Here is a 24,734-nt window from a genome sequence, read left to right as displayed (position 1 = left end):
GCCTCCGGGGTCTCCCCTGCCCCGTACTCCCGCAGGAGTCTCGCGCCTTCCGCTCCAATCAACTTGGCCTTTAACGTTTAGGATTTGAAATAATCCTTTTCTAGGGAGTCTATCATTTTTAAGCTCATTTCAGCCCATTGTGAAGATGTTTCTAACAGTTCATTTTTCATTTTATCTACCGCTGTCTTTAATGACTCTTTGTAGTCGGGTATCTTTTCTTCAAAAGGTTTGACCATCTGCTTTGGAATATTGGCCTGCTCTCTAAAGGCTAGTGCGCGCCTCTCATGGAAAAAGAGTACATCCGCTTCTTTTGGGTTATGAAGATCGCCTTGCATTGGATGCTTGAGAACACCTAAAACTCTTACTAAATAATGCTGCGGGCGGATATCCGTTATTTCTCCAATGTACTTTCCTGTTTTATAGATACCTGTTACTGCAGTACCAACCTGCAATTCTGACATTAAAAACACCCCTGACCCCAATCTTTATCTTGATTCTTCCCCTTCATTATGACTAAATTTAAAACAGAGTGCAAAAAAATTTATTTTCGGTTAAAGTGAAAAAATGGAGGTATGATAAATGAAGAAGCTAAAATTCCTGATTGCTTTATTTGCTATTATTTTAGTATTGTCAGCTTGTGGGACAAGCACAACAAAGAAGGAAGAAGCAAAAACGAAAAGTTCTGCGCCAAAAACGGAACAGAAGGAAGGGGATCAACAAGTGTCAAAGGATGTCTATCCTCAGCTTTCAACAGAGGTGTCTGAGAACGAGAAGCTCGTTGAAATGGAAACATCAATGGGTACGATAAAAATTAAATTATTTCCAGAATATGCGCCAAAAGCCGTTGAAAATTTTGTCAAGCATAGTGAGGAAGGATATTACGACGGTTTAATTTTCCACAGGGTTATCAAAGACTTCATGATTCAAGGCGGCGATCCTAATGGGAACGGAACGGGCGGCGAAAGTATTTGGGGAAAGCCATTTGAAGATGAATTCTCCAATAATCTTTTCAACATTCGCGGAGCCTTGTCAATGGCCAATTCAGGCTCTAACACAAACGGCAGCCAGTTTTTTATTGTTCAAAAAACTTCTCTTGACCCTCAAATGAAATCGGAAATGGAAAAGGCTGGATACCCGAAAGAAATGATTGATGCCTATGATGATCGCGGCGGAACTCCATGGCTTGATCACCGCCATACGGTTTTTGGACAAGTTGTTGAAGGTATGGAAGTTGTTGATAAAATTGCCGACACACCTGTGGGGGCACAGGATAAACCAGAAAAAGATGTTATTATTAAAAAGATAAAAGTATTAAAATAAGCTTTGTTGGTCGGAAACGTTTTTTCTTGCTATAATGATTTATTAGAGCAAGTCCTTGATAGAAAGGAAGAAAAAAATGTTTCAGTCATTAGTAATGTCCTTGTTTTTATACTTTCCTGAAGATAAATCGGAATATATTCCCGCAGCAATTACTTTTTTTATTTTTTTCATAGGTGCTTTGGTAACGATGAGGTTAATCATTGTTCACTCCAAGCGGGAAGCCAAAAAAGCAAAAGAATTAGAGGATCGAATTCGAAATCACGAGCCTAATCAGAGGAACAGTTAACTGCAGCTGTTCTTTTTTTTGCCCCAAAACACTGAATAGTCCAATGTTCGTTTGTCGATACTAACGGCAAATTGTCTATTGTAGGGGGATTACATATGAAGAAATTTTGGTTGATTGTTCCACTTCTCATTCTAACTGGATGTACGGAAAAAAATATCACAAAAATTGATGTGGAAATGTTTAATACGGCAGGAGATTCTTTGGGAACGGTCAAATTGCAGGAGCAAGCCAGCGGTGTGAAAATGTCCGTAGATTTGAAGGGGCTTTCACCTGGGATACATGCTATTCATTTTCATGAGAAAGGAACCTGCGAGGCACCTGATTTCAAATCTGCCGGAAACCATTTTAATCCAGAGAAAAAAGAACATGGACTGCTTCATCCAAAAGGCGTACATGCCGGCGACCTGCCCAATTTAATTGTTGAGGATGATGGTTCCGTAAAGGCAGATCTTATGGCATCCAATGTCACCTTAAAGGATGGAAAGAAATCTCTGTTTACAAAAGAGGGGACGTCGCTTGTTGTTCATGAAGGAAAAGATGACGGGATGACTCAACCTGCCGGAAATTCAGGGAAACGGATTGCCTGCGGGGAGGTTTCTAAGGATAAAAATAAAGAAGGTCAAAAGAAAGCACAGGAAGATAAAGAATAGTGGGTAAAAGCTATCTCATGGAGCGAGATGGCTTTTTATATGAAATTTTTCTTTTTTGGGTAAAAATCTAAGCTTTTCCAATGTGTGGACATACACTAACAGGGAGATTGTAAGGAGGCGAGTATTGATGGAGAAAAGACAATTTGGCGGTTTTCCGGGACAGCCTGGTATGCAGCAAATGGGTTATCCTCAGATGGGCGGATTCCAGCAAGGGTATCCACAAATGGGTGGTTATCCACAAATGATGGGTGGATATCCGCATCATGGCTATCCACATATGGGAGGGTATCATCACGGCTATCCTCATATGGGTGGATATCCGCATGGCTATCCACATACGATGGGCGGTTTTCAGCAGCCTGGAGGGTTCCCGCAAATGATGGGCGGACAGCAAACAGGTTTTCCACAGGGAATGGGCGGTTTTCAACAAGGCCAAATGCCGCAGACTCAACCATCTACATTTGGCCAACGTAAAGATAAAAAGTAACATTCATTATTTTAGAAACCTGTCCTTTAAAATAGCGGGACAGGTTTTTCTTGATTTCTCTTCCTTTTTTCAAGACAATGAGGTTATTAAAATTTAGGAGCTAATAAGATGGAAAATAAACTATATTACCATGATGCCTACATACAATCCTTTACAGCACAAGTGCTTAAACAAGAGAAAGACGAGGAAGGGAATTGGTACGTTCTTTTAAATCAAACGGCTTTTTACCCAACTGGCGGGGGCCAGCCACACGATATTGGGACGATTGGAGAGTCCAATGTAATAAATGTTGAAGAAATACAAGGAGAGATACGTCATTACATAGATAAGCCATTGCATGATACCCAGAAAGAGGTGATGGGGGCTATCGATTGGGAACAGCGCTTTGATCATATGCAGCAGCATGCTGGCCAGCATATTTTATCGGCAGCATTTGAGCAATTATTTGATTACAAGACCGTTGGCTTTCATTTAGGAAATGAAATGGTCACCATTGATTTGCAGACAGAAAATTTAACGGAGCAGGAAGCGAAGAAAGCGGAAGAGCTTGCAAACAAAATAATATTGGAGAATAGGTCTATTGAAGTAAAGTGGGTAACAGAGGAAGAGCTGTCTCAATATCCATTAAGAAAAGAAACGAAGGTTAAAGAAAATATCCGGCTTGTGATTATTCCAGATTTCGACTATAACGGCTGCGGGGGTACCCATCCAAAAGCAACAGGAGAGGTTAGTGCAATAAAAGTTTTAGATTGGGAAAGGCAAAGGAAAAACACCCGCCTTCAATTTGTCTGCGGAAATCGAGTTCTAAAACAGCTTGGGCAAAAACAGAGAATTCTGCTTCAATTAACCAGCTTGCTTAATGCCCCCGAAAAAGATATGGAAGCAGCAGTTTGTCGGATGCTAGAGAATGCAAAATCGCAAGAAAAGATTTTGGAACAAACCAAGGAGCAACTACTGCAATTCGAGGCAAAGGATTTGAATGATAAATATAATACTGATAATATCGTAGGTGAATTTTTTCAAAATCGCAGTATTCAAGAACTTCAGAAGTTAGCTCGTTTTATCACGGCAAATAATGAAAATGCATTGGTCATCTTTGTATCAAACAATGAAGATAAGCTCCAAGTCGTCTGTGCAAAGGGAAAAGCTAGAAATGAAAATATGAAAACGATTATTGGAAAAGCACTGCCGTTCATAAATGGTAAGGGCGGGGGAAATGATTCATTTGCGCAAGGAGGAGGCGAAAAGCTTATATCACCGGAGGAATTGCTGAAGTTATTATTCGAATTATCGATATAGCAGTCTTTTTTCGTTTATTGATACACTTTTATTAATAAAAAAGTGTATTTTTTTTAACACTATAAATATAAATATTGTATTAAATGATGTGCGAAAAAATATTTCATATATGTTATAATTTAAATGAATTTTTTTTCATAACCTTGAAGGGATGATTAGATTGGTAAAACAAAAAGTTGGGGTTGTCGGTGTAGGTGTAATGGGAAGAAGTTTAGCCCTGAATTTTGAAAGCAAGGGGTTCCCTGTTTGCGTATACGATCTCTCCGCTGAGAAAGTAAATGAAATTGTAGAACATAATAAAGGGAAAAATATAATTGGTACTGCCAATATTGAAGAGTTTGTTCAATCCTTAGAGCTTCCCCGAAAAATTTTATTAATGGTAAATGCTGGTGAAATTACTGATAAAGCGATCGAGTCGCTGGTTCCGTATTTAGACAAAGGGGACATTCTTATTGATGGAGGCAACAGCTATTACAAAGATACCATTCGACGAAATGCCGCTCTTGCTGAGAAAGGGCTTCTTTTCATAGGTGCAGGTGTTTCTGGCGGGGAAGAGGGAGCATTGACAGGTCCGTCGATCATGCCGAGCGGACAAAAGGAAGCTTATGATGAGGTTGGTCCACTCTTAACGGCTATTTCAGCTAAGGTGGATGGAGACCCTTGTTGTACATATATTGGTCCAAATGGTGCCGGGCACTATGTAAAAATGGTCCATAATGGTATTGAATATGGTGACATGCAGTTAATATGTGAATCTTACCATTTAATGAAAACGCTCCTTGGCTTATCTGTCAACGAGCTTCATGAGGTCTTTAGCGAGTGGAATCAAGGTGAACTTGACAGTTATTTGATTGAAATTACCGCAGACATTTTTACAAAAATGGATCCGGAAACGGGCAAGCCATTAGTGGATGTAATTCTCGATACTGCCGGACAAAAAGGAACAGGAAAATGGACGAGTCAGAGTGCCCTTGATTTAGGTATTCCTCTATCCATTATAACTGAATCTGTGTTCTCGCGTTTCCTGTCAGCTATGAAGGAAGAACGTGTAAAAGCAAGCAAATGGCTAAAAGGCCCTAGTGAAAATAAATTTATTGGCAATAAAAAGGACGTTATTGAATTAATTCGGAAAACCTTGTATTTTAGTAAAATTATTTCTTATGCACAAGGATTTGCCCAATATAAAGTGGCTTCCCATGAGTATAATTGGGATTTGAGACCGGGAGAAATTGCGAAGATCTTCAGAGGCGGCTGCATCATTCGAGCAGCATTCCTGCAGAACATAATGGATGCATATGATCGAAATCCAGATTTAGACAACTTGCTCATGGATTCCTATTTTCAAGCAATTACAGGGGATTATCAGGATGCAGCGAGAGAAGTTGTTTCCATTGCTATAAAAGCAGGGATACCTGTTCCAGGACTCTCTAGTGCATTATCGTATTATGACAGTTATCGCTCAGCGGTCCTGCCTGCCAACCTGCTTCAAGCTCAGCGCGATTATTTTGGAGCTCATACGTATCAGCGGGTGGACCGTAAAGGAACTTTCCACACCGAGTGGCTTGAGAAATAATTGGCGAACCAGACGTGGACATTCACGTCTGGCTTTTTAATATATGGAAACTTATGTATACTTAATTGAGAGAATTGAGAGGATGATTTAGATGGGTTTTTTAGATGGTTTAATAGGCAATGCCTCAGAAGTGAATGCACAGGAAGTACAAAAGGAATTTGAACGTGTTTTGGCTCCTAGTGAAAGAATTGACAAAGCGTATAGACTCATTCGGGACATGTTTATTTTTACGAATAAGCGGTTAATTTTAGTTGACAAGCAAGGTTTAACTGGAAAAAAGGTCGAGTATCATTCCATTCCATATAAAAACATTACCCATTTTAGCATTGAAACAGCAGGAAGCTTTGATTTAGATGCTGAATTAAAGATTTGGATCTCCGGAAATGCCCTTCCGCTGCAAAAGCAATTTAATAAGAACTTAAACATCTATGAACTCCAAAGTGTTTTAGCTGAATATGTGTTGAAATAATCTTTTTGTATCTTCTTATCGACCGTTAGAATCCATATCTGAGTTCAACAGTCGATAAGAAGCAATCATAACGACCGAGGAAGCCAATTTTCAGGTTCGACGGTCGATAAGAAGCGATCATATTAACTAAGTGCTCTTTTTAGACGTTCCAGCCCTTCTATCAAATCATCCTTTGGACAAGCAATATTGATGCGGACGAATCCTTCACCGCCAGGGCCGTATTTAGGACCGGGTTCTAGTGCCAGCTTTCCTTTTTGAATCAGCAAGTTTCGTAATTCTTTATCGCTTAATTCAAGTTTTCGGCAATCAAGCCATAACAGGTAAGTTCCTTCGGCATCGATACAAGTGATTTCCGGTATTTGATCCGCTAGGAATTGAATTGTATAATCCTTGTTCACCTGCAAATAATCAATCAGTTCTTCGAGCCATTCCTCACCGTAACGATAGGCGGCCTCCATTCCAATTATCCCAAAGGTATTCAAGGAGAAAACACCTTGGCGTTTTTGCTGTTCCTGAAACTGGATTCGTAATTCCTTATTTTTAATGATCACAGTAGACGCCTGTAAGCCAGCAAGGTTAAACGTTTTGCTAGGAGCAATTAAAGTGATGGTTCTATCCAAAAGCTCATCTTCTAAAGAAGCAATTGGTATATGCGTAAACTTCTTATAGATAATATCAGAATGAATCTCATCAGAAAGAATAAGGCAATTATATTGTAAACATAGCTCACCAATTTTTAAAAGCTCATCTTTAGTCCAAACCCTGCCAGCAGGATTGTGCGGATTGCAGAGCAAAAATAATTTACAGCCTTCTTGCAAAGCTTTTTCAAAACCCGCAAAATCAATCTGATATCGATCTCCATCCAATAGTAGTGGAGAGTTTACGACGATGCGTTTATTTTTTTCAATCATATCAAAGAAGGGAGTATACACAGGTGATTGCAGCAGCACCCGGTCACCTTCCTTAGTATACGAATGTATGGCTGTACTGATGGCCTGCACCACACCGCTGCAATATAACAGCCAGGAAGAGTTAATTTTCCATTGATGCCGCTTTAACTGCCAGGTGCTAATAGCTTCTGAGGTGGAGAACGGGACAAAAGTATAGCCAAAGACCCCGTGCTCGACGCGATTCTTTATCGCATCAATGACAGCCTGTGGCGGCTTAAAATCCATATCCGCTACCCACATAGGCCATAAATCAGACTCTCCAAAGATATCTTTTGTTAATTCCCATTTAACTGATGACGTTTTAAACCGGTCTATCCGCTCATTAAATACTGACATATGCCCACCGCCTGTAATATTTTCTTACCTTCTATTTCTTATGATAAAATAAATCGATCAAATGTTAAAACAATAGGAGAAAAAAATGAGAAAAGAGATTGAGACAAATTTAAAGTTTGTTGACCTATTAAATGAATGGGATCCATTCCAATTGAAAAATGGCACCTACGAGACGGAAATCGCTGATGTGATAGCGGCCGTTCATGAACTAGACCACCCATTAACACTTGCTAAGCGAATTCAAACCATCTACGAATTTTCCTTTGAAAAACTCATCCCATTGGAAAGCTGTTTAAAAGTAGCAGGCGAACTATTAGATATTAAGGCGAACGATTCTTGCTCGCTGTAAAAAAAAAGAGGACATCCCGATATCGGGTGTCCACTCAAAAAGGGGGGAATACTAGAAAGCTTATGGTATAAGGTTTACCAAATTTCCCCTTTATTATACAGCCATGATAGAAAAATTTATTAATTTTCCACTGACGAGGAGTTTGTATGAAGTTTGTGGTATTCTAATAACTCAGATGCTGCGATATCTAATACAGTAGATAATTTTAAAATGGTCTGACTACTTGGAATTTGTTCGCCGGATTCATATTTTTCAATTGTACTTGTTCCAATTCTGATTTTTTGTGCTAATTCTTCCTGTGTCATGTTACGCATTTCACGAGCGGATTTGATTGTTTGACCGATTTTATTCATACTGTTCACCTCAACTTAAAATTATAAGATACTCTCTAATAGTGTAACATTGGATAAATCATTTTTCTAATTCTACATGTTAAGATTTACTGACAATTTTATAATTTGGAAGGGGCTCTGTTTCTATTATTTTTGCTTTCTTTGATAAAAACAATCCTTTGTGGTATAATCTTATAATGCGTATATAAGGGACAAATAATTATTTACTTAGGAGTGTTTTCATGTCAGGAAAATTTGAAACAGGTAGTATCGTAACAGGGAAAGTAACAGGAATTCAACCATATGGAGCGTTCGTAGCATTAGATGAAAATACACAAGGTCTTGTGCATATTTCAGAAATCACGCACGGTTATGTGAAGGATATTAATGACCATCTTAAAGTTGGGGATGAAATTAAAGTAAAAGTTTTATCGGTTGATGAAGGGGCTGGAAAAATTGGTCTTTCAATCAGAGCAACTGAAGAACCGCCAGTCGAGCAACTAGCAAAAGTGAAGAAGCCTCGTAAGCGCCAAGCCGCTGCGATCATTCCGGAAGCAGAAGGACAACAAGGCTTTAACACACTTAAGGATAAGCTTCAAGAATGGATTGACCAATCACAGCGCGAAGATTTAATTAAAAAATAAATCAGTCACAAAGCCAAGGCATACTGTTGAAAAGCAGTTGGCCTTGGCTTTTTTTATTTGCTGTGTAAAGAGCTTTTTTATAAAAAACTTTCATTCTTTTTTCCTACTCGGCTACAATAAAGTTATATGTACATATCTTGTTAATGAAATGGAGGAAATGTGAATGGCTGCAAACATAAATACCAATGAACTCATTGAAAAAACAGAGAAATATGGCGCTAAAAATTATCACCCACTGCCAATCGTCATCTCGCGTGCTGAAGGGGTTTGGGTGGAGGACCCTGAAGGAAACAAATACATGGACATGCTTAGTGCCTATTCAGCAGTTAATCAAGGCCACCGGCATCCGAAAATTATTCAGGCATTAAAGGAACAAGCGGACAAGGTGACATTAACTTCCCGTGCCTTTCATAACGACCAGCTTGGTCCATGGTATGAAAAGGTAAGTGAATTAACCAATAAAGAAATGGTTCTGCCTATGAACACAGGAGCCGAGGCAGTTGAAACAGCTGTTAAGGCTGCACGCCGCTGGAGCTATGATGTAAAGGGAGTAGCGGAAGACCAAGCGGAAATAATCGGCTGTATTGGGAATTTTCATGGACGGACGATGACGGCCGTTTCACTATCGTCTGATGATGAGTACAAACGAGGATTTGGCCCAATGCTTCCGGGGATTAAGCTTGTGCCATATGGTGATTTAGAAGCATTAAAGCAAGCCATTACGCCAAATACAGCTGCCTTTTTAATCGAACCGATTCAGGGAGAAGCAGGCATCGTTATTCCGCCGCAAGGTTTTATGAAGGCTGCTTATGAGCTGTGTAAGGAAAAAAATGTCTTGTTTATCGCGGATGAAATTCAGGCCGGGTTAGCACGAACAGGTAAAATGTTTGCCTGTGAGTGGGAAGGTATTGAACCTGATATGTATATTCTTGGAAAGGCTCTCGGAGGCGGTGTGTTTCCGATCTCTTGTGTTGTTGCTAATAAGGAGATTTTAGGAGTCTTTAATCCAGGCTCCCATGGTTCTACCTTTGGAGGAAATCCGATGGCATGTGCTGTCTCAATTGCCGCGATTGATGTTCTTGTCGATGAAAAGTTAGCTGAAAAATCCTTGGAGCTTGGTGAATACTTTTTAAGCAAACTAAAGGAAATTAAGAATCCGATTATTAAGGAAGTTCGTGGACGTGGATTGTTTATTGGAGTGGAGTTAACAGAACCGGCCCGAAAATATTGTGAACAATTAAAAGAGCAGGGACTGTTGTGCAAGGAAACACATGATACAGTCATTCGCTTTGCCCCGCCGCTCGTCATCGCAAAGGACGAATTGGATTGGGCTATTGAAAGAATCGCAAAAGTATTAGGTTAAATTGGGTGGCTAGGGGTGCCAATATGGGGAAAATTGATGAAGCAGGCAAAGAAAAAGAGACATTAAACCTTCTTACATCAACACAAATTATCATCCGTAATGCAATAACTGAACTCGGGCTTAACCATGATATTTATCATCTGCTAAAAGAACCTATAAAAACACTCCAAGTCAGGATCCCGGTTCGGATGGATGACGGCTCGACGAAAGTATTTACTGGTTTTAGAGCCCAGCATAATGACTCACTTGGTCCTACCATGGGCGGTGTCCGTTTTCATCATCTTCTGAAAGAGGATGACATAAAAGCCTTATCAATGTGGATGAGTTTGAAATGCGGAATAGCTGATTTACCTTTCGGGGGAGGAAAAGGCGGTGTTATTTGCAATCCAAGAACGATGTCTTTTGGTGAATTAGAACGTTTAAGCCGCGCTTACGTACGGACAATCAGTCAAATAGTCGGACCAACTAAAGATATCCCCGCACCAGATATATATACCAATTCGCAAATTATGTCCTGGATGATGGATGAATACAGCCGTCTCCGCCAATTCGATTCTCCCGGTTTTATAACAGGGAAACCCCTTGTTCTTGGAGGGTCAGAAGGACGCGAAAAAGCAGGAGCAAAGGGTGTTACCATTTGTATTGAAGAAGCGGCCAAGAGGAGTGGAATCAGGTTAAAGGGAGCGCGGGTGATTGTCCAAGGATTCGGAAATGCGGGCAGCTTCATCGCTAAATTTTTGCACGAGGCAGGGGCTTATATCGTTGGGATTTCTGATGTATATGGCGCCCTTTATGATCCCGATGGATTAAATATTGAGTATTTACTTAGCAGGCGTGATAGTTTTGGTACAGTTACTACCCTGTTCGAAGGGGCAATTTCCAATCAGGAACTACTGGAGCAAGATTGTGATATATTAGTTCCAGCGGCGATTTCGAATCAAATTACGGGAGAAAATGCGGGGAACATAAAGGCAAAGCTTATTGTAGAAGCGGCGAATGGCCCTACAACCCTTGAGGCGACTAGAATACTAACAGAGCGTGGAATTTTAATTGTCCCTGATGTTCTGGCAGGTGCAGGCGGTGTAACGGTTTCCTATTTCGAGTGGGTGCAAAATAAACAGGGCTATTATTGGAGTGCAGAGGAAATCACCGAAAAATTAAGGGATAGAATCGTCCATTCATTTAATGAAATTTACGACCTCGCGCTAAACCGGCAAATAAATATGCGTTTAGCTGCCTATATCGTTGGCATAAGAAAAATGGCGGAAGCTTCAAAATATAGAGGGTGGATCTAAATTCTCCTTGCAATCTTTTTGGGTGCAAGGGAATTTTTTTGCAAAAAATTTTTATATCAATAATAATGGAATGTGAAAAGGATGGTGTTAATTTTGGATAACTTTACATTTTGGAATCCCACTGTTTTAATTTTTGGAAAAGATCAGCTTGAACAATTAAAAACTCAGGTTCCCCGTTTTGGAAAAAAGGTGCTGCTCGTGTACGGCGGCGGCAGTATCAAGCGAAATGGATTATATGAAAAGGTGACTGCCCTTTTAGATGAAATCGGGGCTGAAGTTTATGAACTATCAGGTGTAGAACCCAATCCACGACTTACAACTGCCCAAAAAGGGATTGAAATCTGTAAAAAGGAAGGAATTGAATTCCTATTGGCCGTCGGCGGCGGAAGCGTAATTGACTGCACCAAATTGATTGCTGCCGGTGCAAAATATGATGGAGATGCCTGGGATTTGGTAACAAGAAAAGCAGTTGCTAAGGATGCCCTTCCGTTTGGGACGGTTTTGACGCTTGCAGCTACGGGTTCGGAAATGAATGCCGGTTCGGTTATTACCAATTGGGAAACAAATGAAAAATATGGCTGGGGAAGTCCTGTGACGTTCCCTAAATTCTCAATTTTAGATCCTGTTAACACTTTTACTGTTCCACGCGATCAAACCATTTATGGAATAGTTGATATGATGTCACATGTTTTGGAGCATTATTTTCATCTTGAAGAAAATACAGATTTTCAGGACCGTATGTGTGAGGGCTTGCTGATGACCGTCATGGAAACGGCGCCGAAATTGCTCGCTGATTTAGAAAATTACGAACACCGGGCCACGGTCCTATATTGCGGCACAATGGCCTTAAACGGTATTTTAAACATGGGATACCGCGGCGATTGGGCGACACATAATCTTGAACACGCGGTTTCAGCTGTTTATGATATCCCTCATGGCGGCGGGCTGGCGATTTTGTTCCCGCACTGGATGGAGCATAATCTTTCAGTAAAACCGGAACGCTTTAAAAAGCTGGCGGTAAGGGTATTTAGTGTTAATCCGGAAGGAAAAAGTGACGAGGAAACAGGACTTGAAGGAATTAGAAAGCTGCGTGAATTCTGGAGCAGCATTGGAGCCCCAGCGAGGTTAGCCGATTATGATATTGATGACAGCAAGCTTGAAGTTATGGCAGACAAAGCCATGGTGTATGGTGAGTATGGAAACTTTAAAAAGCTAAATCGTGAAGATACACTAGCAATCTATCGTGCATCATTATAAAAGCATGGACTCGGGCACTCGGTGTCCGAGTTTTTTTAGGTATATAAGATCCATTCGACAAAATCTACGAAAACGTAAAAAATTTATCGAAAATGGGTACGCTTACATGAGAGGAACTAGCTTGATAATCCGTCAGTCATTCGTTAAAGTGATTAATGAAAATAAAATTATGGAGGATCATTCATGACACACGTTCGTTTTGATTACTCAAAAGCATTAACCTTTTTTGGAGAACATGAACTTACATATCTGCGCGATGCCGTTAAAGTTGCTCACCATTCATTGCATGAGCAAACAGGTGCGGGCAGCGACTTTATAGGCTGGATTGAGCTTCCAACTAATTATGATAAAGAAGAATTTTCCCGTATCCAAAAATCAGCTGAAAAAATTAAAGCTGATTCAGACGTTCTTCTTGTCATTGGAATCGGCGGTTCTTACCTTGGAGCAAGAGCAGCGATTGAAATGCTTCAGCACAGTTTTTATAATTCGCTGTCAAAAGATAAGCGGACTACCCCGCAAATCATTTTTGTCGGAAACAATATCAGTTCTACATACATGAGGGATGTAATGGATCTCCTTGATGGCAAGGACTTCTCCATTAACGTTATTTCTAAGTCTGGAACAACAACAGAGCCGGCTATTGCTTTCCGTCTTTTCCGAAAGCTTCTTGAAGAAAAATATGGACAAGAGGAAGCTCGTAAAAGAATTTATGCGACTACTGATAAAGCCAGAGGTGCTTTAAAAACATTATCAAATGAAGAAGGCTACGAAACCTTTGTCATTCCGGATGATGTCGGCGGCCGTTACTCCGTTTTAACTGCAGTTGGTTTACTTCCAATTGCTGTAAGCGGTGCAAACATTGAAACAATGATGGAGGGAGCTGCCAAAGCACAGGAGGATTTTGGTCATTCCGAGCTTGAAGAAAATGCCGCCTACCAATATGCTGCCGTTCGAAATGCTCTTTATAATAAAGGGAAAACGATTGAAATGCTGATTAACTATGAGCCGGGGCTTCAGTATTTCTCAGAGTGGTGGAAACAGCTTTTTGGCGAAAGTGAAGGAAAAGACCAAAAAGGAATATTCCCATCTTCGGCAAACTTCTCAACAGATCTTCACTCACTTGGTCAATATGTCCAAGAAGGCCGCCGCGATTTATTTGAAACGATTATTAAGGTTGAAAAGCCGCGTCATGAGCTTTCCATTGAAGAAATGGCAAATGACCTGGATGGCCTTAATTACTTAGCCGGCAAAACGATTGATTTTGTCAACAACAAGGCGTTTGAAGGCACGATGCTTGCTCATACAGATGGCGGTGTACCGAATCTAATCGTAACCATTCCATCTTTAGATGAGTATACATTCGGCTATCTGGTCTATTTCTTTGAAAAAGCTTGTGCCATGAGCGGATACCTGCTTGGAGTCAATCCATTTGACCAGCCTGGGGTGGAAGCTTATAAAGTCAATATGTTTGCATTACTGGGTAAACCAGGATTTGAAGAGAAAAAAGCAGAACTTGAAAAACGTTTGAAATAAATATAAAAAAGTGCTGATTGGATTTACACAATCAGCACTTTTTTTATTGAAATTGGAGAAACTAACGGTAATGACTAAAAGGGGGTAAACTAATATGATTGAATTACCATCGAAAGTAGAAGGGAAACAATTTGATTTATACAAGCTTGAACAAAAGTTAAAACCTATCGGATATTCGATTGGCGGCAATTGGGATTATGATCACGGCGCATTCGACTATAAAATCAATGATGATGATAGTTATGAGTTCCTGCGCTTGCCATTTAAAGCTGTGGACGGCCAGTTAGATGCCAGAAATTGTACAGTCCAATTAGAAAGACCATTTCTGTTATCACATGTTTATGAATCAGGACTTGATCAACTAGGATCCTCAGGAGGAGGTACATTTAACCAATTCCAAGACCCTGTTGATAAGGATGCCAGTTTTCCAGAACAATATATCGAAACCGGAAAATCGCTAGTTCAGGAACTAGAGTCGTTGCTGTTAAACGATTAGCATTATTTAAAAGTTAATAGCTGGTCTTTTTCTTCAATCTTTAACGAGTGGGAGGGATTAAGCATGGTATCCTCCCCTCTTTTGATTCCGATTAAAAGAAAGCCTTTGCTGAGAAGCTCTTGACACAGCTCCGTAAAGGTCTTTCCGATATCTGTTTCCATTACTAAAGAGGAAGTTAATCGACTTTCCTGCAGCTGATGAATTACGTTAGATAGGAGCCCATCTCCATTGGAATGAAGGCTGTTCACCATAAAAACGCTGGTAAGCTTATTCGATTGAATGACTTCGTCAGCACCTGCTCTAATCGCATTAATCACTTGTTCAGCGGTTAATATTTCAACGATGCATTTAACCTTTGAGCATAGCCCTTTAATCGTTAATAAGGTTAAAATACTATTCATATCTGCCTGCAGTTCATCATTTCCCCGGTCGGCAGTGATTAAAACCTTTTCTGCCTTTTCGATATCACTTTTAAGGATCGTTTCATCTACATGACCTTTTCCTTGAATAAAATGAACAAATTTTGATTTCACCGGATTCGTTTCAAGTGTTTCATCGATTAAGACAATCATTTGTGGAAAATTAGTATTAGTCAGCTTGCTGATTAATTCTTTAGAGCGTTCATTCCAGCCAATGATAATGATGTGGTTTTCACCTTTAAAAGGAATTCTCCCCTCTGAAAAGGCATCTTGCTTTGTAACGGCGGCAGCTGCTAGTGTTCCAAAATAGGAAGAAACAAAACCAACTCCCAGTAAGATTAAAAATAACGCTGTTAATCTGCCCATTAATGAATGAGGTACATAATCTCCATACCCCACCGTGGAGGCTGTGATAATAGCCCACCAAATTCCATCAAAAATAGTTGGAAAGGTTTCTGGTTCTAATAGATGAATGGATATTCCAAAGGTAAGAAAAACAAGCAGGGCAATTAGTAAAATCCTTACTAGAAGCGGCATTCGTAAAAAGCTTATATAAACCCTATTTGGCACAACAAACACCTCTTTTCTACTAAGTAATATTATGGACGAAATTGGAGGTTCTCATAATCCTATCTAGTAATTTCTAAAAAACACTAAAACCCTTCCAATATATTTGAAAGGGTTTTTTATAGGAATAAATTCCATCAAATTTGTAAAATTTAAACGAAAGTGACCAATTATTTCAAGATTTATGAGGTGTATAAGGTGCTGATTGAAAGAAAAAAGGAGCGAAGATATATCCTCTTTGCCTTGATTGTTCTTGCCGTATATCTTTCCCCGCTGTTTATTCTTCAAGAAAATGCCCATATTCGTGTCCATGATAATTTGGACTCTAATTTGGCATGGTATAAGGTTTTAGCAAGAAGCGGGGAGATATTTGGGGATGTACAGGCTCCTATCCCGCAAATCATTAATGGACTGCTGTCCAGAAATGCGTTTGGAACAGAATATAGCGTGATTGTTTGGTTATATGCTCTTCTTCCAACCATGGCAGCCTATGGTTTGAGTCAAGCTTTAACAAGGCTTGTGGCCTTTTTCGGTATGTATGTACTGTTAAAGGCGCATTTGCTTCCCGGGGAAAAATGGCTTCCCATTCAAATAGGAACGGCTTTAGCTTTTGCTTTAACCCCTTTTTGGCCGTCGGGGATGCTGAGTACGTTGGGGATGCCGCTCGCACTTTGGGCGTTCCTTAATTTTAGGAATCGTGATGATACGTGGAAGGATTATTTAGTATTAACCTTATTGCCCTTATACGCGAGTATTGTTTTAGGCTTTTTCTTTTTCTTAAGCGCCATGGGCATCTTCTGGCTTACAGACGTTGTAAGAAGAAAAGGATGGAACCTGCGCTTTTTATTTGCCATTGTTTATATGACCTTTATTTTTATGCTAGTAGAATATCGCTTAGTTTATTCGTTTCTATTCACTACTGAGCCCAATAGCCGAGATGAATATTTCCATGCTCACCTGCCTTTTTGGAGTGCCGTTCGGCTCTTTTTTAAAAATTACATGCTTGGTCACACGCATGTTCTGACCATACATACTTTATTTATTTTACCTGCTACGTTTATTGCCTTTTATTTTGTTTTTATGAAACAGCTTTGGAAACAGGAAAGAATTTTTGTATTTTTGTTCGTATTAAATATTTTGTTGTCCGCCTGGTATGCCTTTTGGTTTTATGAGGGCTGGCTTCCGTTGACAAAGAAATTCCATTTTATGGATACATTTAATTTTGCCCGCTATCATTTTTTGAGGCCGCTTGTAATTTATGCGAGTTTTGCCCTTGCCTTAAAGATTATTTCACTGCAGGGATTTTCCTGGAGGAATACGGCGAAATGGTTTGCTATTATGCAAATTGTTTTTTTAGGATTATTTAATGATGAAATCATTTATCAACAAAAACCAACTGTAAAGGAATTCTATGCAGTGGATTTATTTGGGAAAATCAAAGAGCATATCGCTATTCCTCAAGAAAAATATCGGGTAGCCAGCATCGGAATCCATCCAGCAATCTCCCAATACAACGGATTCTACACACTGGATACTTATAATAATTTTTATCCCTTAAGCTATAAGCATCAATTTAGGAAAATAATTGAAAAAGAATTAGCAAAAAATAAAACGGTGCGAACGTATTACGATCAATGGGGTGGGCGCTGCTATCTGTTTACGGCTCAGCTTGGAAAAAGATATATGATCAAAAAGGATTCAAAACGGCATTTGAAAAAACTAGAGTTAAATACTGACGTTTTTAAAGAAATGGGCGGACGTTATATATTCTCTGCCATCCCAATCGATAATGCCGAGAAAAATCAGTTACAGCTAGACAAAGTGTTCGAATCGAAGAAATCTGCCTGGAAAATTTATTTATATAAGATATTGTAGACATCGGGGGTATATAACAGATGATGGAACCAGTTCTTACGATTGTGGTGCCGTGCTATAACGAAGAAGAGGTATTGCCGGAGACAATGATGAAGCTTGGTCAGCTGCTTCAGGAGCTAATGAGCGATGAGCTTGTTTCAAAGCAAAGCAAAATCTTATTTGTAGATGACGGAAGTAAGGACCGTACGTGGGAAATGATTTACAAAGAAGGGTTAAAAAACGACCATGTGCGAGGCTTAAAATTAGCGCGCAATGTTGGACACCAAAACGCATTATTGGCTGGTTTATTTACTGCTAAGGAACTTTCTGACTGTGTTGTTTCCATTGATGCTGATTTACAAGATGATATTCTGGTTATACGGGATTTTATGTTGAAGTTCCATGAAGGCTATGAAATTGTTTATGGTGTCCGAAAAGGCCGTGATACAGATACCTTTTTTAAACGAAGCACGGCACAGGGATTTTATAAAATCATGAAAATGCTCGGTGTCGATCTTATTTACAACCATGCGGATTTCCGATTAATGAGCAAGAGGGCTTTGCAAGAGCTGGAGCGTTATAAAGAGGTCAATCTTTTTTTACGGGGAATTGTCCCACTTCTCGGCTTTCGAACTGACGTGGTCTATTATGACCGCCTAGAAAGGCAGGCCGGTGAAACAAAGTATCCGTTAAAGAAAATGTTGGCCTTCGCGTTTGATGGGATTACGTCCTTTTCAATCTCTCCGATTCGTTTTGTTTTAATGATTGGCTTTGTCTCATTCTTTATGAGCCTTGTCTTTGGAGGCTACTTTTTAACGTTAAAATTTTTGGGGAATACTGAAACCGGCTGGACATCACTGATTACATCCATTTGGTTAATTGGCGGTTTGCAGTTAATTGCCATCGGCTTGATTGGAGAATATGTTGGGAAAATCTATAAAGAAACAAAGCAACGCCCCAAATATATAGTTGATATTGATTCTTTTAATTTGCCTTTGCCAAGGCATCGTCTGCTTAACCAAAACGGTGAGGATGAGCTTTATAACCTTGATTTTAGAAAAATAGCGGAATCCAATAAATAATATTGTGTAAAGAGTTTACCTGATGAAGGGAGCTCTTTTTATTTTTTTGTCGTACAACCTCTTGGCCATGAATAAAAATGGATAGACAGGCTTTTATTTAGGGTGGGGGGAGATTTTAATGAATATATTTTTAAGCTATATCCTATTAGGATTGTCTCTAGCTGCTCCCATTGGTCCAATAAATGCAGCCCAAATTGACAGAGGAATTAGAAATGGATTCATGCACTCATGGCTGATTGGTGTAGGGGCAGTGGTTGCTGATGGGATTTATATGGTGGTGGTTTACATAGGTGTGGTTAATTTTCTTGAGACATCCTTTATGCAAACTTTCCTATGGCTTTTTGGAGCCTTTGTATTAATCTACACAGGGGTTGAAACAATTTTAAAGGCAGGAAAGATACACTTACAGGATTCAAGAGGGACGGAGCCGCTCATAAAATCGTTCCTCTCTGGTTTTTTTATGTCGATTTCCAATCCATTAACGATTCTTTTTTGGCTGGGTATTTATGGATCCGTACTCGCAAAAACAGCTTCCGTTTATGATACCACTCGATTGGTATTTTACAGCAGCGCTATTTTTATTGGGCTTTTGTTATGGGACATCACAATGGCAGGGGTTTCTAGCAGCTTCCGAACCTTTGTCACCTCACGTTTACTTATCATGATTTCACTTCTGTCGGGTTTTTCTTTAGTAGGCTTTGGCGTGTATTTTGGTATTCAAGCATGTAAAATTCTATTTTAAATCACAAAAAACTGGCATGAATTATTGCCAGTTTTTGTGATTTGTTTTTAGGCAGTAGGCCATGGTTTAAGCACTTTCTTCTTATGCTTATTCCATTTGAGGTTCATGATTAAGGTGATGGCTCCAATGACACCGAGAAAGGCTAAACTAATAAAAAAGCCTGGACGGCTTGTCTCATGGAAAATCGTTCCGCTGACGGCGATTAAAATTAAGATTGTGCCGAGGGTATATTTCATTTTGTCCTTTACTTTTAATTCAAGGATTTTTCTTGAGGAGGCCAGGATAAATATCCAATTATATAGAAGCATTAGGCCGGCCGCCGTTGTTATATACTCATAAACTCGATTGGGCATTAACAAAGCAGATACTACTGAAGCAGTGATACCGACCATGGTAAGGAGGAGTGTCGGAATCGGTACCTTTAATTTTCCTTTCCTAGAAAAGCTTTTCGGTGCATCACCTTCTTCACCCAGGGTAACAAGAACGCTCGTTACTCCATAAAGAGAAGCAACCATCGTAGAGAATCCTGCTATGATTAAGGCACCATTGAAAATATGAGGAACAAATGAAAGATGATAGGCATCTAAAGCAACGACAAATGGACTTTCCTTTGCATTAAATTTCTGCCAGGATACCATCATGACCGCCAGTCCAATGGATAGAATGTAAATGAGCATAAGAGTAAACAGCATAACCCTTCCTGCCTTAGGTGCTTCCTTGGGATCCTTCAAATTTGTCGCCATTAGCCCCAAAATCTCAATCCCGCCAAAGGCGTAAAAAGCAAAAATAACGGAAGACCATAAGCCTTTTACTCCATTTGGAAGAATATCGTTTCGGCTCCTTGGATATTGAATTGGACGGTCTCCATCAATTACACCTAAAATGGCTAAACAGGCAATGATGATAAACATTAATATCGCTGCTATTTTTAGGAGTGCCAAAATGTTCTCCAGCTTGTTCAATACATTTACTCCGATTAATAATACGAGGAGCCCAAGAATGGCGTAGCCGGCAGCGAACAGCCATAATGGAACTTTTGGAAACCAAAAACGTGAAAAAATGGAAAGAGCAGTCATTTGGCTTCCCATAATTAACACTTCAGAGCACCAATATACCCATCCGCTGCTGAAGCCGGCCCATCTCCCGTAAGCTTTTTTTGCATAAGAGCGAAAACCGCCTTTAAGTGGCTCTTTCGATGTCATTTTTGAAAGAGCATCAAAGACGAAATAAGTACTAATGGCTGCAATGATGAACGCCATTAAAATGGATGGACCTGTCATTTTAATGGCTAAGCTCGATCCTAAGAAAAATCCTGTCCCTATAGTACAGCCCACTCCAAACAAGGAAAGATGCCACCACTTCATAACGTTTTTCTCCTCAGCCCCTGACTTTGATTTGCCCATACAACTTCTCCTTTTTTACACTCTTCGTCCAGTGGCACCTGGTGATTTATCCGTATCCTTTTCATTGTTATATTCTTCATCATTAAGTCCTAGATTTTGGTTATTGGCTCCCTCTAAATACTGTGCCTTATGCTCACGTTGGACTTTTCGAAATTTATTAAAATTTTCATTTACCATCAAATCTCCTCATTTCTTTTCAAGGTATCTTTTTTAAGATATACGTCCTGTTCATTCTTATTCAATTTCTAAAAGTAATCATAGATAGGTTTTTGATGGAATTAAATTTTTGTTACATAATCAACCGCCTAACAAATGAAAATATAGGATATAGACAATTGCGCTTTTCGATGAAAGGGGTTTAACATATGCTATCGACACAGCAATTAGCTGAGTTACGTTTACAACTACTACAGGAAAAGAGTGAAGTAGAGGAACATTTACAACAAAATGACCACTTTGGTTTAGAAAGAGGCCACGCACATGAATCGGTAGGGGAGTTATCCAGCTATGATAACCACCCCGCAGATGAAGGAACAGAGTTATATGAGCGTGAAAAGGATATAGCTTTAAATGAGCATTATGGATTGCAGCTACAAAATATTAATCGAGCTTTAGAGGCAATGGAAAATGGAACATATGGGAAATGTGAGGTTTGCGGCAAGGACATTCCGCTAGAGCGCCTTCAGGCATTGCCTAATACCACGTATTGTATTGAACACAGTCTAGATCAAATTGTTTCTCACAATCGTCCAGTTGAAGAAGGGGTCTTAATGCCCCCTTGGGGAAAATTTGATATGGATGAAAAGAATGAGAATGTTGCCTTCGATGCCGAAGATTCCTGGCAAACCGTTGCCCAGTGGGGAACGAGCGAGACTCCTTCTGATTTAGCCTTTTCGGAGGATAATTACCATGATATCTACGCTGAATCTGATGAAAATATCAGCTATGTCGAGGACTATGAGAATTTTGTTGGAAATGATATATATGGAAAAAATATTACGGTATACCCAAATGCCCAGCATGAACAATATGAGGATGCACTTGATCAAGAAGGGATTATGACAAGCTTTGGGGATCTGCCAGCATTTGAACATGACGCGTATGTAGACGATGATAAATGAGTAAGTAAAAAAGAAAACAGCTTTCTTAATGAGAGCTGTTTTCTATGATTATTGCTTAACTTTGTTCTGTTTCATTCTCATTCCCGGTCGTAACGTCGCCTTCCGCGTACACATCACTTACTTGCTCATGTGTAGTGGCAAGCCCTGAAGAAATTTGATCTTTTTCTTGATAATAACTTGGATGATAGAAGCTCCCGGCAACTTCTTTGTCAGGATTTGCTTTCTGTTTCTGTTTGTCCATCATGTTATCCTCCTTTTCAATTTGATACAACGGTATTTTTTTCTTTTTTAGAGCGGATTACTCCTAAAAAATTTTTAAGCTAAGGAAGTGCTTACTATGAAGAATAAAAACAAATTTCCAAACCGAGAAGATTTAGACCAGGCCTTTCATTATCTCCACGACCAAATAAACAGGATTTCCGTTATCGAAGAAGTTGAAATGATGAAAGAAGAAAAAGAAGGATATAAAGAATTAAACTAGGGATGAAAATTTGCCTTAATCCAAATTAGGTTGAAAGGGGCAAGAATTTTTCTCTAGACCCAACAAGGCTGTGTTTGCTATGATTTCTAGAGGTATTTCAAAGGTGGTTTAATATGGTAATAAGAGAAACGCTGGCAAAAAAAGTCGCTTGGATCAGTGTAATCAGTAATATAATTCTTACACTAGGAAAAATCATCATTGGCTGGTATGGAAACAGTGATGCTGTATTTGCAGATGGGATTCATTCTGCCGCCGATGTTTTCGCATCTATCATTGTTTTATTGGTCATTAAAATTGCCAATAAACCTGCGGATAAAGAACATCCCTATGGACACGGAAAGGCCGAAGTCATTGTCTCTGGTATTGTAGGAATTTTACTCTTTCTTGTCTCCATTTATGTTGTTTATGAAGGAATAAGCGGTTTTTTTCACGAAGTGGAATCACCTAGCTTGTTGGCCATGTGGGTCGCACTATTTTCATATATAATGAAGATCATTTTATATCGCAGCTCATTAAAAGCAGCTAAGCAGCATAATAGCAAGGCCATTGAGGCCATTGCTTTTGACCATAAAGCCGATATTGTTGCTTCCATTGCTGCAGCAATAGGTGTTCTCATCTCTATTTTAGGAGAACGATTCGATCTTCATTTACTCCTTTATGGAGATAAAGCTGCCAGTATTTTTGTTGCCTATTTAATTTTTAAAATTTCAAAAGAAATGCTGACAGAGGCGTTTGATATTCTACTGGAACGGAATATTAGTACGGAGACGATTCAAGAATACATTAAAATAATTAATGATTTTCCTGACGTTAGGCGGATTGACCGAATCCGGGCAAGAGAACATGGCCATTATATATTGGTGGATTTGCGTATATCCATTGATCATTATAAGACAATCAAAGAGGGGCATGATCTGGCCAAATCCATTAAACAAAAGCTCATGAAAAGTTATGATAACATCGATGAAGTTTTAATTCATTTAAACCCTTATTTTCCGGAAGATAATTAATTTCCAAAAAAAAACATCTTTGTACTTTGGACCATTTGGGTTTATGATAGGATAGGATATAAAAAGATTGAAGGAGTTGATATTTTTGAGTTATTCCGTTGACCCGGACCCAAGTAGGCGAGGGGAAGTCAATGTTATTTTTGAATTGATTGAATTGATTATCAAGAATATCAACTCTAGAATTGGATGTTGGCTTCCTCGAACAAAGTGAGTGAGGAGGTTTTGCCATGCTGGAAATGTTTAAAAGCACCGATGCCCGTGTGCTGGAAAAAGTGGATTCTATTTCCAAAGGCTGCTGGATCAATATCTATGCCCCAACACCGGAGGAAATTGCAAGGGTATCAAATGATGCACAAGTAGATATCGATATTATAAAAGACGCGCTGGATGATGAAGAGCGTCCGAGGATTGAACGTGATGATGGCCGGGTATATATCATTGTTGACTTTCCCTATATTATCCATGATGAAACAGGTCTTGCTGTTTATGAAACAATACCAATTGGGATTATTTTAACAGAGGATAATATTATTACCGTTTCCCTAAAGGATTCTCCAATTATAGAGGAATTCCGAAAAAATCGCGTCAAAGAATTCTTTACGTTTAAAAAGACGCGCTTCGCATTGCAGATTCTATTTGTAATCTCTTCGTATTATCTTCGGTACCTAAAGCAAATCAGTAAGAAAACAAATGAAATAGAACGCGAAGTACACCAATCATTGAAAAATAAAGAACTTTATGCCTTTTTAGCTTTAGAGAAAAGTTTGGTTTACTTTACGACATCTTTAAAATCAAATAAAGTCGTTCTTGATAAGATCCTGCGGTTTAACTATTTAAAAATGTACGAAGAAGACAAGGATTTATTAGAAGACGTGATGATTGAAAAAACGCAGGCAATAGAAATGGCGGAAACGTATCGTTCGATCTTGAGCGGGATGATGAATGCTTTTGCATCGATCATTTCAAATAACCTGAACATTGTGATGAAGTTTTTAACTTCGATTACAATCATCTTGTCTTTCCCTACGATGGTAGCCAGCTTTTACGGAATGAATGTGGATATTCCATTTCAGCATGCTACACATTCCTATGCAATCCCGCTAGTGATTTCTGCCTTTTTAACTAGTTTAACAGCGTTTGTTTTTTGGAAAAAGAAATATTTCTAGATTACCAGCCATTCAATTGGCTGGTTTTTTTTACTTTCAATGATAAATTGTCCCTATTTTTTATTAACTGAAAAAAATAATCTATTTCCTCCTGATATTTTTAAAGGAAAATTAAAAATTTTCCCAATATTCATAGTTTGTAGATTGTTATTTTATAAGAAATTTAACAATAGGCTAGAACATCAGCAAAACGGCTGTAATCCAAAGGGTGAAGGGAGTTTTTGAATGAAAAAAGGGAAAATTCTAGGAG

General features: G+C 39.2%; 28 protein-coding genes. 21 read left to right on the top strand and 7 right to left on the bottom strand.

Annotation, left to right across the window (positions count from 1 at the left end; genetic code table 11):
* Window positions 1-77: 77 nt before the first annotated feature.
* Window positions 78-461: a kinase-associated lipoprotein B gene (locus V7161_RS15975; protein ID WP_335713972.1), complete on the bottom strand. Its 384-nt coding sequence runs from the start codon at window positions 459-461 to the stop codon at window positions 78-80.
* Between the two features lie 118 nt (window positions 462-579).
* Here V7161_RS15975 and V7161_RS15970 point away from each other — a divergent pair, with 118 nt between their 5' ends.
* The 7 genes from V7161_RS15970 (at window position 580) to V7161_RS15940 (ending at window position 6,084) form a co-directional block, all read left to right on the top strand.
* The gene (locus V7161_RS15970; protein ID WP_335713971.1) at window positions 580-1,320 is read left to right on the top strand and encodes a peptidylprolyl isomerase; all 741 of its coding nucleotides are present in this window, start codon (window positions 580-582) and stop codon (window positions 1,318-1,320) included.
* Window positions 1,321-1,396: 76 nt separating this feature from the next.
* Window positions 1,397-1,606 carry a hypothetical protein gene (locus V7161_RS15965; RefSeq protein ID WP_335713970.1) on the top strand — a complete coding sequence of 70 codons (210 nt, stop codon included), beginning with the start codon at window positions 1,397-1,399 and terminating at the stop codon, window positions 1,604-1,606.
* A 95-nt stretch (window positions 1,607-1,701) separates the two neighbouring features.
* Entirely contained in the window at window positions 1,702-2,256 is a 555-nt protein-coding gene (locus V7161_RS15960; RefSeq protein WP_335713969.1) for a superoxide dismutase family protein, read from the top strand.
* A 127-nt stretch (window positions 2,257-2,383) separates the two neighbouring features.
* A complete protein-coding gene (locus V7161_RS15955) occupies window positions 2,384-2,743 on the top strand; it encodes a hypothetical protein (RefSeq protein ID WP_335713968.1) in 360 nt (119 codons plus the stop codon).
* Window positions 2,744-2,851: 108 nt separating this feature from the next.
* The gene (locus V7161_RS15950; RefSeq protein ID WP_335713967.1) at window positions 2,852-4,042 is read left to right on the top strand and encodes an alanyl-tRNA editing protein; all 1,191 of its coding nucleotides are present in this window, start codon (window positions 2,852-2,854) and stop codon (window positions 4,040-4,042) included.
* 160 nt (window positions 4,043-4,202) lie between these two features.
* The gene (gene gndA / locus V7161_RS15945) at window positions 4,203-5,615 is read left to right on the top strand and encodes an NADP-dependent phosphogluconate dehydrogenase (RefSeq protein ID WP_335713966.1); all 1,413 of its coding nucleotides are present in this window, start codon (window positions 4,203-4,205) and stop codon (window positions 5,613-5,615) included.
* A gap of 91 nt (window positions 5,616-5,706) precedes the next feature.
* Window positions 5,707-6,084 (top strand): PH domain-containing protein, encoded by a 378-nt coding sequence (locus V7161_RS15940; RefSeq protein WP_335713965.1) that lies wholly within the window; start codon window positions 5,707-5,709, stop codon window positions 6,082-6,084.
* Between the two features lie 122 nt (window positions 6,085-6,206).
* Here V7161_RS15940 and V7161_RS15935 read toward each other — a convergent pair whose 3' ends face one another.
* Complete coding sequence (locus V7161_RS15935; RefSeq protein WP_335713964.1) at window positions 6,207-7,370, bottom strand: MalY/PatB family protein; 1,164 nt, start codon at window positions 7,368-7,370, stop codon at window positions 6,207-6,209.
* Window positions 7,371-7,455: 85 nt separating this feature from the next.
* Here V7161_RS15935 and V7161_RS15930 point away from each other — a divergent pair, with 85 nt between their 5' ends.
* On the top strand, window positions 7,456-7,719 hold the full coding sequence (locus V7161_RS15930) for a DUF1871 family protein (protein WP_335713963.1): 264 nt from the start codon (window positions 7,456-7,458) through the stop codon (window positions 7,717-7,719).
* A 119-nt stretch (window positions 7,720-7,838) separates the two neighbouring features.
* Here the strand turns inward: V7161_RS15930 and V7161_RS15925 are convergent, their stop codons facing one another.
* Window positions 7,839-8,072, bottom strand: a complete 234-nt coding sequence (locus V7161_RS15925; RefSeq protein WP_335713962.1) for a helix-turn-helix domain-containing protein — start codon at window positions 8,070-8,072, stop codon at window positions 7,839-7,841.
* 221 nt (window positions 8,073-8,293) lie between these two features.
* Between V7161_RS15925 and yugI the strand changes: the two genes are divergently transcribed.
* From yugI to V7161_RS15895, 6 genes are all read left to right on the top strand, one after another.
* Window positions 8,294-8,695 (top strand): S1 domain-containing post-transcriptional regulator GSP13, encoded by a 402-nt coding sequence (gene yugI / locus V7161_RS15920; RefSeq protein WP_335713961.1) that lies wholly within the window; start codon window positions 8,294-8,296, stop codon window positions 8,693-8,695.
* A 163-nt stretch (window positions 8,696-8,858) separates the two neighbouring features.
* A complete protein-coding gene (locus tag V7161_RS15915; RefSeq protein ID WP_335713960.1) occupies window positions 8,859-10,058 on the top strand; it encodes an ornithine--oxo-acid transaminase in 1,200 nt (399 codons plus the stop codon).
* Window positions 10,059-10,081: 23 nt separating this feature from the next.
* Complete coding sequence (locus V7161_RS15910) at window positions 10,082-11,353, top strand: Glu/Leu/Phe/Val family dehydrogenase (RefSeq protein ID WP_335713959.1); 1,272 nt, start codon at window positions 10,082-10,084, stop codon at window positions 11,351-11,353.
* 93 nt (window positions 11,354-11,446) lie between these two features.
* Window positions 11,447-12,610 (top strand): iron-containing alcohol dehydrogenase, encoded by a 1,164-nt coding sequence (locus tag V7161_RS15905; RefSeq protein WP_335713958.1) that lies wholly within the window; start codon window positions 11,447-11,449, stop codon window positions 12,608-12,610.
* Window positions 12,611-12,793: 183 nt separating this feature from the next.
* Window positions 12,794-14,143, top strand: a complete 1,350-nt coding sequence (locus V7161_RS15900) for a glucose-6-phosphate isomerase (protein ID WP_335713957.1) — start codon at window positions 12,794-12,796, stop codon at window positions 14,141-14,143.
* Window positions 14,144-14,237: 94 nt separating this feature from the next.
* Window positions 14,238-14,639, top strand: coding sequence for a YugN-like family protein (locus V7161_RS15895; protein ID WP_223591863.1), 402 nt, complete (start codon window positions 14,238-14,240; stop codon window positions 14,637-14,639).
* A gap of 2 nt (window positions 14,640-14,641) precedes the next feature.
* Here V7161_RS15895 and V7161_RS15890 read toward each other — a convergent pair whose 3' ends face one another.
* Window positions 14,642-15,628: a potassium channel family protein gene (locus V7161_RS15890; protein ID WP_335713956.1), complete on the bottom strand. Its 987-nt coding sequence runs from the start codon at window positions 15,626-15,628 to the stop codon at window positions 14,642-14,644.
* A 195-nt stretch (window positions 15,629-15,823) separates the two neighbouring features.
* On the opposite strand from V7161_RS15890, the gene V7161_RS15885 reads away from it, so the two are divergent.
* From V7161_RS15885 to V7161_RS15875, 3 genes are all read left to right on the top strand, one after another.
* Window positions 15,824-17,500, top strand: coding sequence for a DUF6044 family protein (locus tag V7161_RS15885; protein WP_335713955.1), 1,677 nt, complete (start codon window positions 15,824-15,826; stop codon window positions 17,498-17,500).
* Between the two features lie 20 nt (window positions 17,501-17,520).
* On the top strand, window positions 17,521-18,561 hold the full coding sequence (locus V7161_RS15880; protein ID WP_335713954.1) for a glycosyltransferase family 2 protein: 1,041 nt from the start codon (window positions 17,521-17,523) through the stop codon (window positions 18,559-18,561).
* Between the two features lie 118 nt (window positions 18,562-18,679).
* Window positions 18,680-19,303 carry a LysE family transporter gene (locus V7161_RS15875; RefSeq protein ID WP_223591858.1) on the top strand — a complete coding sequence of 208 codons (624 nt, stop codon included), beginning with the start codon at window positions 18,680-18,682 and terminating at the stop codon, window positions 19,301-19,303.
* Between the two features lie 47 nt (window positions 19,304-19,350).
* On the opposite strand, the gene V7161_RS15870 is transcribed toward V7161_RS15875, so the two are convergent.
* Together V7161_RS15870 and V7161_RS15865 are read right to left on the bottom strand one after the other, a co-directional pair.
* Window positions 19,351-20,706: an amino acid permease gene (locus tag V7161_RS15870; protein WP_335713953.1), complete on the bottom strand. Its 1,356-nt coding sequence runs from the start codon at window positions 20,704-20,706 to the stop codon at window positions 19,351-19,353.
* A 15-nt stretch (window positions 20,707-20,721) separates the two neighbouring features.
* Complete coding sequence (locus V7161_RS15865; protein ID WP_335713952.1) at window positions 20,722-20,883, bottom strand: hypothetical protein; 162 nt, start codon at window positions 20,881-20,883, stop codon at window positions 20,722-20,724.
* Window positions 20,884-21,071: 188 nt separating this feature from the next.
* On the opposite strand from V7161_RS15865, the gene V7161_RS15860 reads away from it, so the two are divergent.
* Window positions 21,072-21,827 (top strand): yteA family sporulation protein, encoded by a 756-nt coding sequence (locus tag V7161_RS15860; protein WP_335713951.1) that lies wholly within the window; start codon window positions 21,072-21,074, stop codon window positions 21,825-21,827.
* A gap of 55 nt (window positions 21,828-21,882) precedes the next feature.
* Here V7161_RS15860 and V7161_RS15855 read toward each other — a convergent pair whose 3' ends face one another.
* On the bottom strand, window positions 21,883-22,071 hold the full coding sequence (locus V7161_RS15855; RefSeq protein ID WP_335713950.1) for a YozQ family protein: 189 nt from the start codon (window positions 22,069-22,071) through the stop codon (window positions 21,883-21,885).
* Between the two features lie 93 nt (window positions 22,072-22,164).
* Here V7161_RS15855 and V7161_RS15850 point away from each other — a divergent pair, with 93 nt between their 5' ends.
* The 3 genes from V7161_RS15850 (at window position 22,165) to V7161_RS15840 (ending at window position 24,484) form a co-directional block, all read left to right on the top strand.
* Window positions 22,165-22,308 carry a hypothetical protein gene (locus V7161_RS15850; protein ID WP_335713949.1) on the top strand — a complete coding sequence of 48 codons (144 nt, stop codon included), beginning with the start codon at window positions 22,165-22,167 and terminating at the stop codon, window positions 22,306-22,308.
* Window positions 22,309-22,421: 113 nt separating this feature from the next.
* Window positions 22,422-23,318: a cation diffusion facilitator family transporter gene (locus V7161_RS15845; RefSeq protein WP_335713948.1), complete on the top strand. Its 897-nt coding sequence runs from the start codon at window positions 22,422-22,424 to the stop codon at window positions 23,316-23,318.
* A gap of 227 nt (window positions 23,319-23,545) precedes the next feature.
* Window positions 23,546-24,484 carry a magnesium transporter CorA family protein gene (locus V7161_RS15840; protein ID WP_335713947.1) on the top strand — a complete coding sequence of 313 codons (939 nt, stop codon included), beginning with the start codon at window positions 23,546-23,548 and terminating at the stop codon, window positions 24,482-24,484.
* The last annotated feature ends 250 nt before the right edge of the window (window positions 24,485-24,734 follow it).

The sequence above is a fragment of the Neobacillus drentensis genome, from assembly GCF_036965425.1.
Taxonomy (GTDB): domain Bacteria; phylum Bacillota; class Bacilli; order Bacillales; family Cytobacillaceae; genus Neobacillus; species Neobacillus drentensis_F.
Note: the sequence above shows the minus strand (reverse complement) of the source record. Positions and strands in the feature narration are given on the sequence as shown.

What these genes read in the sequence shown, in the direction of transcription:
- V7161_RS15975 (WP_335713972.1), bottom strand. Translation starts at nt 461, where the DNA reads ATGTCAGAATTGCAGGTTGGTACTGCAGTAACAGGTATCTATAAAACA.
- V7161_RS15970 (WP_335713971.1), top strand. Translation starts at nt 580, where the DNA reads ATGAAGAAGCTAAAATTCCTGATTGCTTTATTTGCTATTATTTTAGTA.
- V7161_RS15965 (WP_335713970.1), top strand. Translation starts at nt 1,397, where the DNA reads ATGTTTCAGTCATTAGTAATGTCCTTGTTTTTATACTTTCCTGAAGAT.
- V7161_RS15960 (WP_335713969.1), top strand. Translation starts at nt 1,702, where the DNA reads ATGAAGAAATTTTGGTTGATTGTTCCACTTCTCATTCTAACTGGATGT.
- V7161_RS15955 (WP_335713968.1), top strand. Translation starts at nt 2,384, where the DNA reads ATGGAGAAAAGACAATTTGGCGGTTTTCCGGGACAGCCTGGTATGCAG.
- V7161_RS15950 (WP_335713967.1), top strand. Translation starts at nt 2,852, where the DNA reads ATGGAAAATAAACTATATTACCATGATGCCTACATACAATCCTTTACA.
- V7161_RS15940 (WP_335713965.1), top strand. Translation starts at nt 5,707, where the DNA reads ATGGGTTTTTTAGATGGTTTAATAGGCAATGCCTCAGAAGTGAATGCA.
- V7161_RS15935 (WP_335713964.1), bottom strand. Translation starts at nt 7,370, where the DNA reads ATGTCAGTATTTAATGAGCGGATAGACCGGTTTAAAACGTCATCAGTT.
- V7161_RS15930 (WP_335713963.1), top strand. Translation starts at nt 7,456, where the DNA reads ATGAGAAAAGAGATTGAGACAAATTTAAAGTTTGTTGACCTATTAAAT.
- V7161_RS15925 (WP_335713962.1), bottom strand. Translation starts at nt 8,072, where the DNA reads ATGAATAAAATCGGTCAAACAATCAAATCCGCTCGTGAAATGCGTAAC.
- yugI (WP_335713961.1), top strand. Translation starts at nt 8,294, where the DNA reads ATGTCAGGAAAATTTGAAACAGGTAGTATCGTAACAGGGAAAGTAACA.
- V7161_RS15915 (WP_335713960.1), top strand. Translation starts at nt 8,859, where the DNA reads ATGGCTGCAAACATAAATACCAATGAACTCATTGAAAAAACAGAGAAA.
- V7161_RS15910 (WP_335713959.1), top strand. Translation starts at nt 10,082, where the DNA reads ATGGGGAAAATTGATGAAGCAGGCAAAGAAAAAGAGACATTAAACCTT.
- V7161_RS15900 (WP_335713957.1), top strand. Translation starts at nt 12,794, where the DNA reads ATGACACACGTTCGTTTTGATTACTCAAAAGCATTAACCTTTTTTGGA.
- V7161_RS15895 (WP_223591863.1), top strand. Translation starts at nt 14,238, where the DNA reads ATGATTGAATTACCATCGAAAGTAGAAGGGAAACAATTTGATTTATAC.
- V7161_RS15880 (WP_335713954.1), top strand. Translation starts at nt 17,521, where the DNA reads ATGATGGAACCAGTTCTTACGATTGTGGTGCCGTGCTATAACGAAGAA.
- V7161_RS15875 (WP_223591858.1), top strand. Translation starts at nt 18,680, where the DNA reads ATGAATATATTTTTAAGCTATATCCTATTAGGATTGTCTCTAGCTGCT.
- V7161_RS15870 (WP_335713953.1), bottom strand. Translation starts at nt 20,706, where the DNA reads ATGGGCAAATCAAAGTCAGGGGCTGAGGAGAAAAACGTTATGAAGTGG.
- V7161_RS15865 (WP_335713952.1), bottom strand. Translation starts at nt 20,883, where the DNA reads ATGGTAAATGAAAATTTTAATAAATTTCGAAAAGTCCAACGTGAGCAT.
- V7161_RS15860 (WP_335713951.1), top strand. Translation starts at nt 21,072, where the DNA reads ATGCTATCGACACAGCAATTAGCTGAGTTACGTTTACAACTACTACAG.
- V7161_RS15855 (WP_335713950.1), bottom strand. Translation starts at nt 22,071, where the DNA reads ATGATGGACAAACAGAAACAGAAAGCAAATCCTGACAAAGAAGTTGCC.
- V7161_RS15850 (WP_335713949.1), top strand. Translation starts at nt 22,165, where the DNA reads ATGAAGAATAAAAACAAATTTCCAAACCGAGAAGATTTAGACCAGGCC.
- V7161_RS15845 (WP_335713948.1), top strand. Translation starts at nt 22,422, where the DNA reads ATGGTAATAAGAGAAACGCTGGCAAAAAAAGTCGCTTGGATCAGTGTA.
- V7161_RS15840 (WP_335713947.1), top strand. Translation starts at nt 23,546, where the DNA reads ATGCTGGAAATGTTTAAAAGCACCGATGCCCGTGTGCTGGAAAAAGTG.